Annotated in this window: 14 protein-coding genes and 1 riboswitch; all 14 genes read right to left on the bottom strand. The window is 62.9% G+C overall.

What is annotated here, in order from left to right:
• Positions 1 to 2: 2 nt before the first annotated feature.
• Positions 3 to 914, bottom strand: a complete 912-nt coding sequence (locus tag FIU90_RS05935; protein ID WP_152433945.1) for an NAD(P)-dependent oxidoreductase — start codon at positions 912 to 914, stop codon at positions 3 to 5.
• Positions 915 to 922: 8 nt separating this feature from the next.
• Complete coding sequence (gene proB, locus FIU90_RS05930) at positions 923 to 2,044, bottom strand: glutamate 5-kinase (protein ID WP_152433944.1); 1,122 nt, start codon at positions 2,042 to 2,044, stop codon at positions 923 to 925.
• A gap of 4 nt (positions 2,045 to 2,048) precedes the next feature.
• On the bottom strand, positions 2,049 to 3,119 hold the full coding sequence (gene obgE, locus FIU90_RS05925; protein ID WP_152433943.1) for an Obg family GTPase CgtA: 1,071 nt from the start codon (positions 3,117 to 3,119) through the stop codon (positions 2,049 to 2,051).
• A gap of 40 nt (positions 3,120 to 3,159) precedes the next feature.
• Positions 3,160 to 5,127 carry a TonB-dependent siderophore receptor gene (locus tag FIU90_RS05920; protein ID WP_152433942.1) on the bottom strand — a complete coding sequence of 656 codons (1,968 nt, stop codon included), beginning with the start codon at positions 5,125 to 5,127 and terminating at the stop codon, positions 3,160 to 3,162.
• Positions 5,128 to 5,242: 115 nt separating this feature from the next.
• A riboswitch (cobalamin riboswitch) is annotated at positions 5,243 to 5,427 on the bottom strand.
• A 1-nt stretch (position 5,428) separates the two neighbouring features.
• The gene (locus tag FIU90_RS05915; RefSeq protein ID WP_199799352.1) at positions 5,429 to 6,400 is read right to left on the bottom strand and encodes a hypothetical protein; all 972 of its coding nucleotides are present in this window, start codon (positions 6,398 to 6,400) and stop codon (positions 5,429 to 5,431) included.
• 184 nt (positions 6,401 to 6,584) lie between these two features.
• A complete protein-coding gene (locus FIU90_RS05910; RefSeq protein WP_152433941.1) occupies positions 6,585 to 7,364 on the bottom strand; it encodes a Bax inhibitor-1/YccA family protein in 780 nt (259 codons plus the stop codon).
• 146 nt (positions 7,365 to 7,510) lie between these two features.
• Complete coding sequence (locus FIU90_RS05905) at positions 7,511 to 8,317, bottom strand: pyrroline-5-carboxylate reductase (protein WP_152433940.1); 807 nt, start codon at positions 8,315 to 8,317, stop codon at positions 7,511 to 7,513.
• 27 nt (positions 8,318 to 8,344) lie between these two features.
• Positions 8,345 to 8,851 carry a YbjN domain-containing protein gene (locus tag FIU90_RS05900; protein ID WP_152433939.1) on the bottom strand — a complete coding sequence of 169 codons (507 nt, stop codon included), beginning with the start codon at positions 8,849 to 8,851 and terminating at the stop codon, positions 8,345 to 8,347.
• Positions 8,852 to 8,996: 145 nt separating this feature from the next.
• Complete coding sequence (locus tag FIU90_RS05895) at positions 8,997 to 10,289, bottom strand: SPOR domain-containing protein (protein WP_234029645.1); 1,293 nt, start codon at positions 10,287 to 10,289, stop codon at positions 8,997 to 8,999.
• A gap of 220 nt (positions 10,290 to 10,509) precedes the next feature.
• Positions 10,510 to 12,225 carry a cell division protein FtsZ gene (ftsZ, locus tag FIU90_RS05890; protein ID WP_152433937.1) on the bottom strand — a complete coding sequence of 572 codons (1,716 nt, stop codon included), beginning with the start codon at positions 12,223 to 12,225 and terminating at the stop codon, positions 10,510 to 10,512.
• Between the two features lie 181 nt (positions 12,226 to 12,406).
• Positions 12,407 to 13,729 carry a cell division protein FtsA gene (gene ftsA / locus FIU90_RS05885; RefSeq protein ID WP_152435720.1) on the bottom strand — a complete coding sequence of 441 codons (1,323 nt, stop codon included), beginning with the start codon at positions 13,727 to 13,729 and terminating at the stop codon, positions 12,407 to 12,409.
• The gene (locus FIU90_RS05880; RefSeq protein ID WP_152433936.1) at positions 13,729 to 14,640 is read right to left on the bottom strand and encodes a cell division protein FtsQ/DivIB; all 912 of its coding nucleotides are present in this window, start codon (positions 14,638 to 14,640) and stop codon (positions 13,729 to 13,731) included. The genes ftsA and FIU90_RS05880 overlap by 1 nt, the downstream gene beginning before the upstream one ends.
• On the bottom strand, positions 14,633 to 15,628 hold the full coding sequence (locus tag FIU90_RS05875; RefSeq protein ID WP_152433935.1) for a D-alanine--D-alanine ligase: 996 nt from the start codon (positions 15,626 to 15,628) through the stop codon (positions 14,633 to 14,635). Before FIU90_RS05875 ends, FIU90_RS05880 begins: the two co-directional genes overlap by 8 nt.
• On the bottom strand, positions 15,598 to 16,476 hold the full coding sequence (gene murB, locus FIU90_RS05870) for a UDP-N-acetylmuramate dehydrogenase (RefSeq protein WP_234029680.1): 879 nt from the start codon (positions 16,474 to 16,476) through the stop codon (positions 15,598 to 15,600). Before murB ends, FIU90_RS05875 begins: the two co-directional genes overlap by 31 nt.
• Positions 16,477 to 16,560: the final 84 nt, after the last annotated feature.

The following is a 16,560-nucleotide window of genomic DNA, read 5'->3' as shown; positions in this document are numbered from 1 at the left end:
CGCTAAAGCCAGCCCTGTTCCTTGTACCAATCGGCCGTGTGCTTCAGGCCCTCTTCGCCCGACCAAACCGCCTGCCAAACCGAGATAGGCGGCGCCTTCTTCATGTCGCAGACCCAGTCGGGGTGGAGCATGTAACCCACGCGGTCGGCGGTCAGCTTGGCCTTGGGGCCGCGGATCGCCCGGTCGGCCTTCGCGGCGAGCTGCATCACCGGCGCAGGCAGCCTTGCCGTGATCGCAAAACTGTTGCCGACCGCCTCGGCGATCATTTTCGCAAGTTCCGAATGCTCGTAGCCGAATGCGTTATCGTCCCACGGCTCGTAAATCTGGTGACGCGTCGCAGGGTTCGGCTCGGCCAGGGCGACGAGCAACCGGGCGAGGTCCTCGACATGGATGATCGAGGTCTTGCCGCCGGGCGGCACGGGGACGAGACCGAGCTTTGCCGCGCGGAACAGCTCGAACATGTCGGTATCGTGCGGGCCATAGACCGCAGGCGGACGCACGATCGTCCAGTCGAGGCCCGATGCCTCGACAAGCGCCTCGGCCCGTGCCTTGGACGCGCCATATTGCGAAAGCGAGGGTTCGCGCGCGGAAAGCGAGGACACGAACACCAACCGCTCAACGCCCGAGGATTTCATCGCCTCGATCACATTGGCCGTGCCGGTAACGTTGGCCGCCTCGAAACGGTCCGGATCGGGCGTGTTGGTGAGGCCGGCAATGTGGATGACCGCATCGGTTCCCTCGGCCAGCGAGCGAAGCGCGGCCGTGTCTTCGAGTGTGCCGCGGACCCATTCGACCCGGTCGCGCGGCGGCTGCGGGCTGCGGGCCAGCGCCCGAACCGAATGGCCCTTCTGCAACGCCGCGTCGAGCGTGCTGCTGCCGACAAACCCGGTTGCGCCTGTAATCGCCAGTTTCATAACCGAGGCTATCCCTGCACCATGTGATCGCGGTGGACGACGGCCGCGCGGGGAGCGTAGCCGAGTTTCGCCTCCTGCTCGGCCTCTTTCAGGCCCAGGATCGCGCGGCATTCCTGCGCGCTGTATTCGACGAGGCCTTGCCCCAGTCTTTCGCCCCTGGGGCCGTGAAGGCTGACAAGCGCGCCGCGCTGGAATTCGCCCTCGACATCGACAAGTCCCGCGGCAAGCAGGCTCGCGCCCTCGCCCAGCGCCTTGACGCAACCCTCATCGACGGTCAGCACGCCTTCGGGAGCAAGCCTTCCACCGAGCCATGCTTTGCGCGCGCTGTCCGATCGCACCGGCAGAAACACCGTGCCGCGATTGTCGGCAATGGCGCTGGAAATGGGCGAAGGCCGCGTGCCGTTGACGATCGCGAGCATGATCCCGGCGCGCTCGGCGATCCGCGCCGCTTGCAGCTTGGCGGTCATCCCGCCCGATCCGAGGCCGGAGGACGATCCCTCGTCCGCCATCGCGATCAGTTCGGGCGTCACCCCTTCGACCCGTTCGATGAGCGTCGCACCATCTGCTCCCGGCGCGCGGTCATAAAGGCCATCGACATCGGACAGCAGCAGCACCGCATCGGCGCCCGCGGCCTGCGCGACGCGCGCAGCCAGCCGGTCATTGTCTCCGAAGCGGATTTCCTCGGTCGCGACGCTGTCATTCTCGTTCACCACCGGCACCGCCCCCGCATCGAGCAGGCGTTCCAATGTCGCGGCGGCGTTGAGATAGCGCCTGCGGTCCTCGAGATCGCCGAGGGTGACGAGCATTTGCGCGGCCTGCAGGTCGTGTGCGCCAAGCGCTTCGGCCCAGACCTGTGCGAGCTTGACCTGGCCGACCGAGGCGGCTGCCTGTGCATCGGCAAGGCTCGCGCGACCGCCCTTGGGCAGACCGAGCCGCGCCGCGCCGAGCGCAATCGCCCCCGAGCTGACGACGATAACCTGCGCGCCGCGCTCGCGCAATTTCGCGATATCCGCGGCCAGCGAGGTGAGCCGCGCAAAATTGGCCTCGCCCCGCTCGACCAGCAGCGCGCTGCCGATCTTCACGACCAGCCGCCGGGCATTGACGATATCGCTGATGGCGGAAAGGCTCATGGCGTCAGATCGGCGACCACTCGCCCCCTGCACCTTCGCCGTTCTCGTCCGCGTGCTCGACCTCACCGGCATTGGTTTCGGTCGATGTGCGGTCGGGCAGGTATCCGAGAACCGCATCCATGAGCTCCTCGATACCCTCGCCGGTCGCACCCGAAACGGTGAAGACCCTGTCAGCACCGCCCTTGCGCAGTTCCTCGGCAAACGCCTCGCCCAGTTCCTCGTCGGCAAGGTCCATCTTGTTGAGCGCGATCAGTTGCGGCTTGTCCTCCAGCCCCGCCCCGTAGGCGGCGAGTTCTTCCTGCACGATCCGCATTGCCTCGGCAGGATCTTCGCCCGATATGTCGATCAGGTGGATGAGCACCCGGCACCGCTCGATATGACCGAGGAACCGGTCGCCGATTCCCGCCCCTTCGGCCGCCCCCTCGATCAGGCCGGGAATATCGGCCAGCACGAATTCGCGCCCCTTGTGGTGGACGACGCCGAGCTTGGGGACGAGCGTGGTAAAGGCATAGTGGCCGACCTTTGCGCGGGCATTGGTCACCGCATTGATGAAGGTCGATTTGCCCGCATTCGGCAATCCGACCAGCCCCACATCGGCCAGCAGCTTGAGCCGCAGCCACACCCACATCTCCTCGCCCGGTTCACCCGGCTGGTGCTGGCGAGGCGCGCGGTTGGTCGCGCTTTTGTAGGAGGCATTGCCGCGTCCGCCCTGTCCGCCCCTGAGCATGACTACGCGCTGCCCGACCTCGGTAAAATCCGCGAGAACCTCTTCCTTGTCTTCGGACAGGACCTGCGTGCCGACCGGAACCTTGATGACGAGATCGGGCGCGCCTGCGCCGGTGCGATCCTTGCCCTGCCCGTGATTGCCGCGCTTGGCCTTGAAGTGCTGCGCATAGCGGAAGTCGATGAGGGTGTTGAGGCCCTGCACCGCTTCGAACACGATATCGCCGCCCTTGCCGCCATCGCCGCCGTCGGGTCCGCCATACTCGATATACTTCTCGCGCCGAAAGCTGACCGCTCCCGGCCCGCCGGCACCCGATTTCAGATAGATCTTGGCTTGGTCGAGGAAATGCATGGGACGCACCTATGCATTTCCTCGAAGGATTGCGAGAGGTTTAGAAGCTCGCGCTGATGCCGATCACTGCGCTTCTGCCCGGCGAAACGAAACTGAAGACCTGCTCGTAAGTCTCGTCGAGCAGGTTTTCGACCCGTCCGAACGCCTCGATCTGGTCGGTGAGCCTCACCCGCGCGTAGAGATTGACGAGCGTGTAATCGTCGAGCGTCACGCGCACCGGGATGAAGCTCGGATCGGTGAAGGCGAGATCCTCGGCCTCGCCATTGTGGCGCACGACGAGTGTGGCCGAGACCGCATCCGTGGGCGCTGTCCAATTGAGCGCGGCGCTGGCGACGTGATCGGGCCGGCGGACTTCCTCGATCCCGTCTTCCTCGGCGTCGAGATAGGTATAGGCTGCGTCCAGAGAGAAGCCCGCCCCGAGACGCGCATCGAGCGACAGCTCGACCCCGCGCCTGCTGCTGTCGGTGGTACGGTTTGCAGGGGTTGCGACGAAATCCGGTGCAGGAAAGGTCGTGAAAATCTCGTCTTCGAGGGTGCTATCGAAATAGGTCGCGGACAAGCGGGCGGCGTTGCCGAGCCGTTGGTCGATCCCGATTTCCCACCCGGTCGATTTTTCGGGCCTGAGGTCCTCATTTCCTATGAACCGACCGTCAAAAAAGCCGAAAAGCTCGAAAAAGCCGGGATTCTTGATCCCCGACCCGGCGCTTGCGCGCAGGCGAGTGTCGTCGTTCAGATCGTAACCTGCACCGATCCGAAATGTGGTTGCATCGGCGAAACGGTCGTTGATGTCATGGCGGATCGCTGCCGAGAAATCGACCGAGCGTCCTTCGAACCGATATTCGCCGATCAGGCCGACATTCTCGATTTCTCGCCGTTCGCTGGAGGCAAAACCGAACGGATCGTCATTACGGAACTGCTCGCGCTCCCATTCCGCGCCAAGAGTGATGTGCTGCGTGCGGTTGCCGTCGTTGAGGTAAACCGCGCTGACATACGACGCCTTCAAGCGGTCGCCATCGCTGCCGCTGGTACGGCCAAAGGGGCCGAAGCTATCTCGGCGAATGTCGGCGATCTGCCCCGAAATATCGTGCGTCCAGGCGTCGTCCATCATCGCCAATGTCGCGCCGACAAGGCCGTAAGTCGCTTCATTCTCGAACCGTGTTCCCGGAGAATCGATGACAAGCCCGAAGATCGGGCTGGCTGGGTCGAAATCCTGATCGTTGAAATCGCCCTGGGTGAGGATGTACCGACCGACGGCGCGGAACCTTAGTTCGCCCGATGCCTGCACCTCGGCTCTGCTGGAAATCGTGTAGCTGTCGCGCCCGATATCGCGCGTGCCGCCTCGCGCATTGGGCGCGCCATCGGTGCTGACCACGGTGCCGCTGATCGCGAGGTTTGCGCCGTAATCACCGATGCCTATGCGAGCGGAGCCGTTGAGCGTGCCGCGCGTCCCGCCTTCGATCCGGGCCGAAACGCCTTCAAGCTCGTCGCCCCTTGCAGTCTGGTAGGCAATCACGCCGCCGATCGCGTCAGCGCCATAGAGCGCCGATTGCGGCCCCCGTAAAACTTCGACCCGGCTTCCGGGTTCGACCTGCAACGTTCCAAGGTCGAATTCACCGGCGAAGGGATCGGAAACCTCGATCCCGTCGACCAGCACGAGGACGTGGTTCGCTTCGCTGCCGCGCAGCCGGACCTGCGTCTGGCCTGCGACCTTGCTCACGGCAACGCCGGGCGCATCGCGCAGGATTTCGGCAATATCGCGCACCTGACGCTGCTCAATTTCCTCTTTGCCGAACCGAATTTGCGATCCTGTATATGCGTCTACGCCGACGCCATTCCCCCGGCTAGCGACGATAAGGATTTCTCGCTTAAGGGCTTGCAGGATCAGCGGTCCTGTTTCGTCCTCGTATACGATGTTCTCTTCGTCCACCTGCGCTTCTTGCGCCGCGGCAGGCGTATCAAGCATCAGCGCCGCCGCTGCGACGCCGCACAAACACAAAATCTTCTTCATCGGTGATCCCTTCCGAATGAGCAACACATCAGGCCGCGCGGGAAACACCCCACACGGCCAGCTATTCGTCGCTCGAAACGAAAGACCTTCGCGCCCCTTCAATCCCTGAAAGCAGCAACAAGCGACACGCTTCGGTCGGTCTCCTGGCTTACGGGTCATTGCTTCCAGCTCGCCTTCCCGGGATTGCTCCCAGTGGCATATCGAGCCGGACGCTCACCGCTTACAGTTGCAGGGACAGCCGCGGGTTTGCACCGCGTTCCCGTTACCGAAGTGATGCGGGCCGAATAGACCCGCCGTTCGCTCAGCGCAAGCTGCGCGGTGCGGGGGTCACACTCGCAGCGTCTCCGCGCTCGGCTGGAACCTCTTCATTCGGGATTGGCTGGGTGATCGGCTGCGAGATCATGTCTTCCTCGACGGGAACGACCGGGATCGCAACGCCAGTTTCGTTATCGATGACCGCACCTGCGCGGACGGCAGGAGAGGCGAGGAGCGCCTCGGGATTTGCGTCACCAACTACCGGGATCGCGGCTTCGGCGGCGCGTGCCTTTTGTACGGCAACGTACCCCGGCTGCGAATAGCCATAAAGGTCACCCCACTTCGCGTCCCATTCGGCTGAACGCTCGCGATAGGTCTGGTACTCTGCGAAGAACTTTTCGAACGGTTCTTCGAGAAAGGCGAAGTTGACCTTCGCGAAGCCGATTGGATCGGTGGGCGGGTTGGCAAGTGCCCGGTTCGAGATGTCGAGCGCGGCGCGACAGAATCCGGCACGCGCCGGCGGGAGCGCCCAGAAATTATAGACGCTCGTCATTTGTGCCTCGCGGGCGAGAATGGCTTCGCGGCGCGTTTCTGCCTCTTCACGATATTGCCGATCAAGCCTGTCGTTTACGCCTTTCAGCGTCGAAGCGTGATCGCTGATGAATGCCCCGTAAGCCTCGAGGATCGGCTCGTATCGCGGCGCGGTGCAATTGAGGGCAGCAACATTCCAACCGGAGCGGAAGTGCCAGACGAGTTCGTCGTCGGTAAGCGCGCGGTTGATGGTCAGATGCTTGCCGTCGGGCCCACGCGCGGGGATTTTCATCACATAGGCCGCGCCACTCGGCGGCAGGGGCCGATAGGGCACCGCTTCGACCACCGGAGGCGGCGGTGGCGGTGGCGGGGGCGGCGGAGGGGGCGGCGGAGGCGATGCGCAGGCCGCAAGCGCCGCGGTCGCCGCTGAGACGATGGTGATTTTCAGACCCGAAGGTTTCGCATTGCTGCGTGTCGTTTTCGACATTGCATTTCTTTCCTTGCGCGCTTCCGACCTTGCCAGATGCCGCCTTGCTCCAGAATTAAGTACGGATTCGATACGCGGCGCAGATGACAATGAAAATGCCCGGAACCTCGCAAAAGGCCCCGGGCACGCAAGATTTCACCAGATTAGACAGGAATTTACGTCCTGCCTTGCATTTCTGCCACAATCACTCGCGGTTGCCGAGCAATTGCAGGATGAAGATGAACATGTTGATGAAATCGAGATAAAGATTGAGCGCGCCGAAAATCACCGCGCGGCCAGCCATCTCGGTTCCGCGAACATACTGGTACTCGTTCTTCAGACGCTGGGTGTCATAGGCGGTAAGACCCGCAAAGATCAGCACGCCGAGCACGCTGATGACGAGGCCCATGGCGCCCGACTGGAACAGGAAGGCGTTGAGCAGGATCGCCACGATCAGGCCGATCACGCCCATCACGAGGAAGCTGCCCCAGCCAGATATGTCCCGCTTTGTGGTGTAGCCCCACAGCGAAAGCCCGGCGAAAGCAGCGGCGGTTGAGAAGAACGCGGCGGCGACGGATTCGCCTGTGTAGATCACGAAGATCGTCGAGAGCGACAGGCCGAACAGCACTGCGAACGTCCAGAAGCCGATTTGCAGTGCGGTCTGGCTCGCGCGGCTTGCGCCGAACCACCAGAACAGCATCACCGCGAGCGGAGAAAGCTTGATCAGCCAACCGAGGCCGGTCGCCTGCAGGCCAACACCCGCAGGGGTCTGTACAACCTGGAAGGCCATGTTGAAGAACGGCGAATTGACGAACAGCAGCGCAACGATACCCGTCAGCAGCACGCCCGACGCCATGTAATTGTAGATCGAGAGCATGTGCTTGCGCAGGCCCTCGTCATAGGTGACGCCCGCGACATCGCCGCCGGCGCGCGGCACCGAGCCGAACGCCTGGCCGGTACGCTGGTTGTCATTCCAATCAGCCATAATGGATCCCTAGTCTCCAATTGCGGCACGGGAATACGTGCCTGATTGCATGCAATATCGGCATTTTGCGCAGCGATTTCAAGCGAAACCGGTCCGTATTCCTTGACGGCGATTAACCGTACGATCTTGCTTATTGTGCAAGCAAATCAATTGTTTTTCGCGGAAAGCTCAGCACCCTTGTCTGCGGTCACACGCAGGCATTCGACCAACAGCTTGTGCAGCGCGCTGTCAGTATCGAGCACATTGAGCCCTTCGCGTGTCATTCCGCCGGGGCTGGCGACCCTGTCTGCCAGTTCGCCCGGCGATGCGGTTTCGTTTGCCGCGAGGGTTGATGCGCCATCGACAGTGGCAAGTGCAAGCGCTTCGGCCTGCTCGCGATCCAGCCCGAGTTCGACCGCAGCCCCCGCAAGCGCATCGATGAACCGATAGACGAAGCCCGGCCCTGATCCTGCAAGTGCTGTCACAAGGTTGAACTTCGTTTCGTCCTCAAGCCACACCGCGGTGCCTAACGCATCGAACAGGTTGAACGTAGCATCGCGCCAAGCATCGCTGAGGCCGTTCTCCAAAAGGATAATCGGCGACTTATTCACCCGTGCAGCGAGATTGGGCATCACACGCACATGGGCCATTGCGTCCGGTAATGCGGTTTTCAATTGCGCGATCGTCAACCCGGCGAGAAGCGAATAGATGATCACGCCCTCGCCCGTAAGCGATTGCAATCCCGGCGCGAGATCGCCCAGTTGCTGCGGTTTGAAGCCAAGCATCACCGCGTCATGGTCACAGGGAACTTCGTCCAGTGAACGAAAAAGCGACACTCCGTCCGGCGCCGTATCGAGAGCGGGGTCTAGAACCGCGAAACGCGCAGGCTCGATTCCCGCCCCCAGCCAACCGGCCAGCATTGCGCCGCCCATATTCCCGCAGCCGATGATGAGTAGTTTCTTGATTTCGGACATGTGGCCACCTTCCGGCGGGATCTGTGCCTAAGCTTCGCCCGCCGCGTCAACCATTGCGGCTTCCAATGCCGCGCGCGGAGCCTTATCGCCCCACAGCACGAACTGGAATGCGGGATAGAACCGGTCGCATTCGTCGATCGCGTTTTCAACCAGAGCCTGAGCCTGGATCAGGCTCAGCATGCCATCGTCGCCAAGCAGTGCACCGTGGCGGTAAAGCAGCACATCTCCGTTCGACCAGATGTCGAAATGGCCGAGCCACATCTGTTCGTTGACGAGACTGAGCAGTTCGTACGCCTGCTGCTTCTTTTCTTTCTGCACGCGGATATCGGGAAGACAAAGGAATTGCAGGACGTTGTCTTGCGAGCGCCAGATCGCGCGAAGCTGGTACTTCGCCCAGCTGCCCTGCACTTCACCGACCATCTCGTCGTCGGAGACGATCTCGCACTCCCAGCCGCGAGCCTCGAACAATGCAGCGAGCATATCGACCGGAGCGGCGTCGTCCTCTGCCGAGTAATCGTGTTCGCGCGGTCTCATGGATGTGCGGCCCTTAATCTCATTGATCGGACAGATGCATTGCCCGACTGCCCTTTGGCAATCCACTCTCCCCCATGCGACTGGGGAGAACCCCTTTCGCTTGTTCAAAGCTTGTGCACAGAAAGGCGGGGATGAGCCGCCGAACCTACTTTAATTCTTTGATTTCAACGCCTTCAGGGCTTGAAAAACGGAATGTATCGATGCCTTTGGCCTTCAGCGCATTGATGAGCTCGCGCGCTTCGGCGCGGCTTGTAACCGGTCCTGCCAACAGGCGATTGGCCTGTCCCCAAGGCGTTACATGCGGCCTGAAGTCGCCGAGCAACTCGGGTGCCTGACGCGCGAAACGCCGCCAGTCGAACTTGAGCGCGCCCATATCGCGGCCCGTTGCAAGCTGCACCCAGATGCGCGCAGGATGCTGCGGTCTTGCCGGTTCGGGTGCAGGGGCAGCCTCGCGGGGGATCTCGATCGCGGCGAGATCGACCGCATTCCCGCTCTTGCCCGCCAGTTCGGCATCGCCCAAATCCGCAAATGCATCGGCGACACTTTCGCTCGGGGTCGAAGGGGCAGACGCACCCGCCTGAGCCAGATCGAAACTGGGCTCTGGCGCCGGAGTGGTGCGGCGGCCGAGCGGCGGACCAGCGGGCTCAAGCCTGCTTCCCGCCGTGCGCACGCTGCTTTCGGCCGAACTTGCTCCACTCGAATAGGCGGCAATACGCGGGTCCTCGCGGCCGATGTCGGCGGCCTTTGGGAAGATGCCGAGATTGGCTGCCGCAGCCTGCTGGGCTTTCGTGAGCCGGGGCATATAGGCGAGATAGGGATTGATGCGCCCGGCAAGGTCTCGCGGCATCACCGCATCGACGATCGCTGCCGCGCGATCCTGCTCTCCCATGATGGCTAGGCCGAACGCCCGCGCCCGGAAAGACGCGAAGTCGCGCCTGTCGATCATCGGCCGAAGCGTTTCCTCGAACCCGTCACGATTGCCCGAAATTGCGTAGCTCAATGCCAGCCGACGCTTGGCTTCATCGTCACTGCTGTTGAGGGCAATCGCGCGCTTGTAGGCGGTTTGTGCGTTTTCGGAATCGCCTACGAGGTCGAGGGCAAGCGCGCGGTCGCTCAACACGTCGTTTGCGTCGGCACCTGCGCTTTGGGCAGCTGCAAAGAGTGGCAGGGCATCGGTCGGCCTGCCCGACCGCAGAAATACCCGCGCCATACCGAGCTTGACGCGCCAATCGTTGGGAGCGATTTCATCGGCTTTGCCGTAAAATCCAATCGCCGCGTCTAGATCACCGACTTCGGTTGCCGCTTCCCCGGCTTCGATCAACGCGGCGACATTCTTGGGCCGCTTCGCCAGTCGCAGCAGCGCGCGGTTCAGCCGCTGCGTTTCCTTGGAAGGCAATGGCTGCACCACTTCGCGTGACGTCGCGTTTTGTGCGGTCACGGGCGCGCAAAGCAGCGCTGCGGGCATAGCCAGCGCGGAGGCGCGAAGAAAAGCAGTCATTTGAAAGTCAGGGCGGGGCACAATCATGGTCGCAAACAAGAAAATCGGTAAAGCGCGGTCCTGCATACTCCGGCGAATTGAACCGGAGGCGAACAGGATCAGGGCAACGACAAGTCGATAGCCCAAAGCAAAAGGCGGGACAATCGCCCCGCCTTCCTATCTACTGGTTGTTCTGCCGTCCGAGGAAGCGCGGGATGCTGAGCGCGGGCGCATCATCATCGTCGTCGTCATCCTCGTTGTCGTCCGATCCCGATCGAGACAGATTTGCCATGCGTTCGAAAAGGGTGCTGCCCCCACCGGAGGATCCGCCGCCCGATTCTGCAGGTGCGCTACCGCCCCCGCCTTCACCACCCTCGGATCCGCTGCCGAGGATCGTCTGGCGACGTCCACCACCGACAGGCTTGTCCTCTTCGGCAAGGCGATCGGCATCCGCGAACACATCGCCATTGTCGCCAGAGCCATCGTCTTCCGCGACTTCGCCGGTGAGGTCGAGTGGCTCTTCTTCGCTGTTCGCCGCAAAGCCATCCTCCGTTGCGACGCCAAAGGTGCTGTCATCGGCAGGTTCTTCGAGCCCTGCTTCTTCGGCTTGCCCGAGCTCGAAAGTGTCCTCTTCGGCATCGCGTAGACCGGCGAGCGGATCAACGATTCCATCGACGTCGTCGTCTTCCTCACTCTCGCCCATCTCGTCACCTGCCTGCATGCCGGTCAGATCGAACGGCTCAGCTTCGTTGGCGGGTTCGGGAGCGGGTTCCGGTTCAGGCTCGGGCGTAGTGAGATCGAGAGGTTCGTTCTCGACATCGGCGCCAGCTGCGGCGCTCGCGTCCTCTCCACCCAGTTCGAGTACCGGCCGCTTGGGCGCACGCGAGCTAGAGAGCGAAACCGGTGCGGAGCGTTCGGACTGGCCGACAACGCCCTGTTCGATACCCGTGGCGACCACGCTGACGCGGATTTTGCCTTCGAGATCGGGATTGAATGCGCTGCCCCAGATGATGTTCGCATCCTCGTCGACGAGTTCGCGAATATGGTTCGCAGCTTCATCGACTTCGAGCAGCTTCATGTCTTCGCCGCCGATGATCGAGATGATCACGCCCTTTGCGCCCTGCATCGACACGCCATCGAGCAGCGGGTTTGCGATTGCCTGCTCGGCCGCTTCGAGCGCGCGGTTTTCGCCCTCGCCCTCACCCGTGCCCATCATTGCCTTGCCCATTTCGCTCATCACAGAGCGAACATCGGCAAAGTCGAGGTTGATGAGGCCCGGCATGACCATCAGGTCGGTGATCGAGCGCACGCCCTGCTGCAGCACTTCGTCTGCCAGCTCGAACGCTTCCTTGAAAGTCGTCTCGGCCTTGGCGACGAGGAACAGGTTCTGGTTCGGAATGACAATCAGCGTGTCGACGTGATCCTGCAACTCGGCGATCCCGGCCTCGGCAGCGCGCATTCGGCGCGTCCCTTCGAACAGGAACGGCTTGGTCACGACGCCGACTGTCAGCACGCCTTTGCGGCGCGCAGCCTCCGCGATCACCGGAGCCGCACCGGTACCGGTTCCGCCGCCCATGCCCGCGGCGATGAAGACCATGTTCACGCCTTCCAGCGCGTCCTCGATCTCTTTGACCGTTTCCTCGGCCGCCGCCTTACCGACCTCGGGCCGTGCACCTGCACCCAGCCCGCCAGTAATGTCGGGGCCAAGCTGAATCCGCTTTTCCGCCGGACTGCTGCTCAAGGCCTGCGCATCGGTATTGGCTACGAGAAAGTCGACGCCCTCGATCTCCGATGCGATCATGTTGGCAATCGCGTTTCCGCCAGCACCGCCGATCCCGATCACGGTGATGCGGGGGCGCATGTCGTCGGTGGCTGCCGGTCCGATATTGATGCTCATTTCGCTCTTCCTTTAAGCAGACGGGCGGACCCTGTCTTTTCTACCGCCTGACCCTGCTTTTTCGCTCTGCCCGCTTGTGACACATTCGCAACACGCGGCGTTATACCGCAGAAATCCTTATCCACAGTGGTTTATTGCGCTTCATACACCGCCGATCCTTTCAAAAAAACGTATCGGCGCATCAAAAATACTCCTTCAGCGCGCGGAACAACCGCCCGAACGCATAGGCACCCGGCATGGCCGAGCCCGAACCCCTCGCCTCACGATAACGCGAGCCGACCGCCCGGATGTCGATCGGGTCGTCGGCTGCGTAGAGGCAAAGGCCCGCTAGCGTCGAGAATCCAGGCGTCGAATGCGCTTCGGGAAGTCCTGTGAGCGCAGGCGCTCTGCCGATCCTCACCGGCATTCCGAGCGCACCCTGGGCAAATTCGGCCAGTCCCGCCAGTTCCGCTCCGCCGCCCGTAAGAACGACTTGGCCCGCACGCGACCCCGAAAAGCCCAGCTCCTTGAGCGCCTTACCCATTTCGGTAGTGAGTTGCGAGAGTTGCTGCGTCACGACCGAAACGAGCTCTGCTCGGGCAATGCGGTTCTTTTCATCCGCACCGCGCGCGACCGGACCGGAACCAGCCTCATCCCAATTGTCGTTGGGACCGTTCACGGGTATCATTTCGCGGTGGTCGGAAGGGCTCGCGATGGCCGAGCCGGATACGCATTTGAGCCGCTCCGCCTGGAACCGCCTGATGCCGAAGCCGCTTGCGATTGCATCGGTGATGTCGCCCGATCCCATCGCGATCGCGCGGAGCCCCAGCAGCATTCCTCCAGCGAAGACCGAAACATTGGTGACGTCAGAGCCGATCTCGACCAGAGCAACCCCGAGCTCGCGCTCCTCGTCGGAAAGGCACGCATAGCCCGAGGCGAGCGGGGCGGCGACCACGCCCTCGACTTCGAGATGCGCGCTCTGAACCGCCTCCATGAGGTTGCGGACCGGAGCACCGTCGGCGAGCATTACGTGCACGTCGACACCCAGCCGCTCGGCATGGAGACCGCGTGGATTGGCGACACCATGCGCGCCGTCGAGCGTGTAGTGTGCGGGCTGTGCGTGCAGGACGGTTCGCCCATCGGGCTGGATCGTGTCGCGCGCGGCAATCAGCAGATGTTCGACGTCGTCTTCTTCGATCCGACGTCCGCCGATCTCGATCTCGACCTTGGAAACCCGGCTTTTGAGCCCAGCACCTGCGCATGCAATCCATACGCCTTGGACGCTCTGGCCCGCGTTCTTTTCGGCACGCTCAACCGCATCGCGGATAGCGTAGGTCGCCGCCTTCATATCGGTGACGTAGCCGCGCTTCACCCCGGCACTTGCGCGGTGGCCCGATCCGAGCACCACGAGGTCGCCGGTCTCGGTTTCGCCCATGATCATGGCCGATACGCGGAACGAGCCGATATTGACCGCGCCGAATACCTTGGCGAGCCGCGCTTTAGAGGATGCAGCCTTACTCGCCATCATGGTGCCGCCTGCTCGAGCGTTTCGACCGCGTCGGCGCGGCCCGGGATGCGCATGTAGATGCGCGGCGGGTCGCGCATGTCGAAGCTGGCGACTTTTCCGCCGATCAGCCGGTTCTGTCCGTCCATGCGCGCAAATTTGACCAAGGCCGAGGCTGATTCATCTTCACCCTCGGGAAGCGCAAGCACCTGGCCAGTCTTGAACGTCACGTTCCAGCGGCGATTGCCAATCCATTCCGCTGCGACCACCTGCGGTTGGAGCGCCGGCGCCGCCGCAAGCAGCCGATCGAGCCGCGACACCTGCTTCGCCGAACCGGGGCCGGAAATCCGCAGCATCCCCTCGGCCTTTTCGCGTGAAACCGGAGCAAGTTCGTGCCCCTCGGCATCGATAAGGACGAGCCGGTCGGGTTTCGAAAGCACCGCGTGCGGTTTGCGCTCGACAATGTCGATAGCAAGCGTCTCGGGAAGCTGTACCGAAACGCGCGCGTCCTTCACCCAGGGCAGTTCCATCAGCTCGGCGCGAAGAGCCTCGATATCGACCTGCGGCATCGGCTGGTCGCGCTGCGCAAGCGCACGCGCATACACTTCGCGTTCGTCCATCCGGTCGGTCCCGGTGACGCGGACATGCTTGACCTCGAAACCTGCATCGGATGCCATCGCGGAAACCTGCGCTTGCGCCATGGCGGGCACGCCGGCGAGGTTGGCGATCACCCATGCGAGCGCGACCGCCCCGCCGATGATGACGGCGAGCCAGATGCGGCTCCATTGTTCCTCGGTGAACGGCAGCACACCCATCGCGCTGTCGACGAAGCCGCTCGTTTTCACCTTGGCGCGGCGAGCGCCCGCTGCGCGCCCCTGCGACTTGGCGGCGCGGCGAACGCCCTTGCTGCCTGAACGCTTGATCTTAGCCATCTGCGTCCTCCGTTTTCTTTCCGTGTACCCGCAGCGCTTCGAGCACGATCATCTCGCACAATTCGGGGTATTCGATCCCCGCATGCTTCGCCTGCTCGGGTACGAGGCTGAGCGGCGTCATGCCGGGCTGCGTGTTGGTCTCGAGCACGAACAGGCCGTCCTCGCCCGCTTCCTCGTCCCAGCGATAGTCCGTTCGGCTTGTCCCGCGGCATCCGAGCACCTTGTGCGCACGGATGGCGTATTCCTCGCACAGCGCGGCGATTTCGGATGGAATGTCAGCCGGGCAGACGTGTTGCGTCCGGCCTTCTGTATACTTGTGCTCGTAATCGTAGAAACCATGCTCGATGATGAGCTCGGTTACGCCGAGCGCGCGCGTGCCATGGGCGCTGTCAATCACGGCGGTGGTGAGTTCGCGGCCCTTGATAAAGGGTTCGGCCAGCAGTTCGGCGAATTCCTGCCACGGCCCCGCAGCGCCTCGTACGATCGGATTGCCGACATTGCTGTCTTCGGTGACGATTGCGACGCCGACCGAAGAGCCTTCGTTGACAGGCTTAAGCACGTAGGGGCGCGGCAGCGGGTCGCGTTCGAAAAGTTCCTCCGATTTTACGATCCGGCCGCCCGGCATCGGCACGCCGTGCGGGACGAGCGCCTGCTTGGTCAGTTGCTTGTCGATCGCGATCACCGAGGTCGCAACGCCTGAATGGGTGTAGGGAACGTCCATCAGTTCGAGCATCCCCTGCACCGTCCCATCTTCACCCGGCACGCCGTGTAGCGCATTGAAAACGACGTCCGGCGCGGCCTCAGCTATGCGCGCGGCGACATCGCGATCCATGTCGATCCGAGTGATGCGATGACCTCGGCTCTCGAGCGCATCGGCAACGCCGTTCCCGCTCATCAGAGAGACCTCGCGCTCGTTCGCCCAGCCGCCCATCAGGACCGCAATGTGTAGTTTATCAGTCACGGCCGGCCTACCCGCTGAATTTCCCATTCGAGGGTCACGCCCGATTTCTCGTAGACGCGGCGGCGCACTTCCTCGCCGAGATTCTCAATATCGGCGCTGGTCGCATCGCCCGTGTTGATGAGGAAATTGGTGTGCTTTTCCGAAACTTGCGCGCCGCCGACCTTTAGGCCCCGACACCCGGCCTCGTCGACCAGCTGCCACGCTTTCATGCCCTCGGGATTCTTGAAGGTAGAGCCGCCGGTCTTGGTCCGGAGCGGCTGCGAATTCTCGCGCGCCTCGGCGATCCGGTCCATCTCCGCGCCGATTTCCCGTGGGTCGCCGGGCGTGCCCCTGAACCGCGCAGACACGACAATCGAACCGTCCGGAAGTGTCGAATGGCGGTAACTGTATTCAAGATCGCGCGCGGGCAGCGTCACGTATTCGCCGGTAGGCAGGATTACGTCGCAATCGACAAGGATATCCGCCACCTCCCGGCCATAGGCCCCGCCATTCATGCGCACGAAGCCGCCAACCGTACCGGGAATGCCGCGCAGAAACTCCAGCCCGGCAATGCCCGCATCGCGCGCTCTCGATGCAGCAAGGATGCCGGGCGTCCCCGCCCCGCAGGTCAGCGTCAGTTCGTCCGTGACCTCGCATTCTGAAAAGGCCTTGCCGAGCCGCACGACAACGCCCGGCACCCCGCCATCACGGATAATGAGGTTGGAACCAAGACCCAGCGCCATTACCGGCAAACTGCCTTCAAGCCGCTCCATGAAGAGTTTGAGATCGTCGAGATCGGCGGGTTCGAACAGCCAATCCGCCGGACCACCGGTCTTGAACCAGACGAGTTTGGCGAGCGGTGCATCCTTCGTCAGCTGCCCGCGCACACCATCCATAGGCACGGGCGCGTCAACGGCGCCTTCGACCGCGCAGGTCGGAGCGGAGCCATCGTCCATATCGTACCAGTCGCCGTGCTGAAC

The sequence above is a fragment of the Erythrobacter sp. THAF29 genome (assembly GCF_009363635.1).
Taxonomy (GTDB): domain Bacteria; phylum Pseudomonadota; class Alphaproteobacteria; order Sphingomonadales; family Sphingomonadaceae; genus Erythrobacter.
Note: the sequence above shows the minus strand (reverse complement) of the source record. Positions and strands in the feature narration are given on the sequence as shown.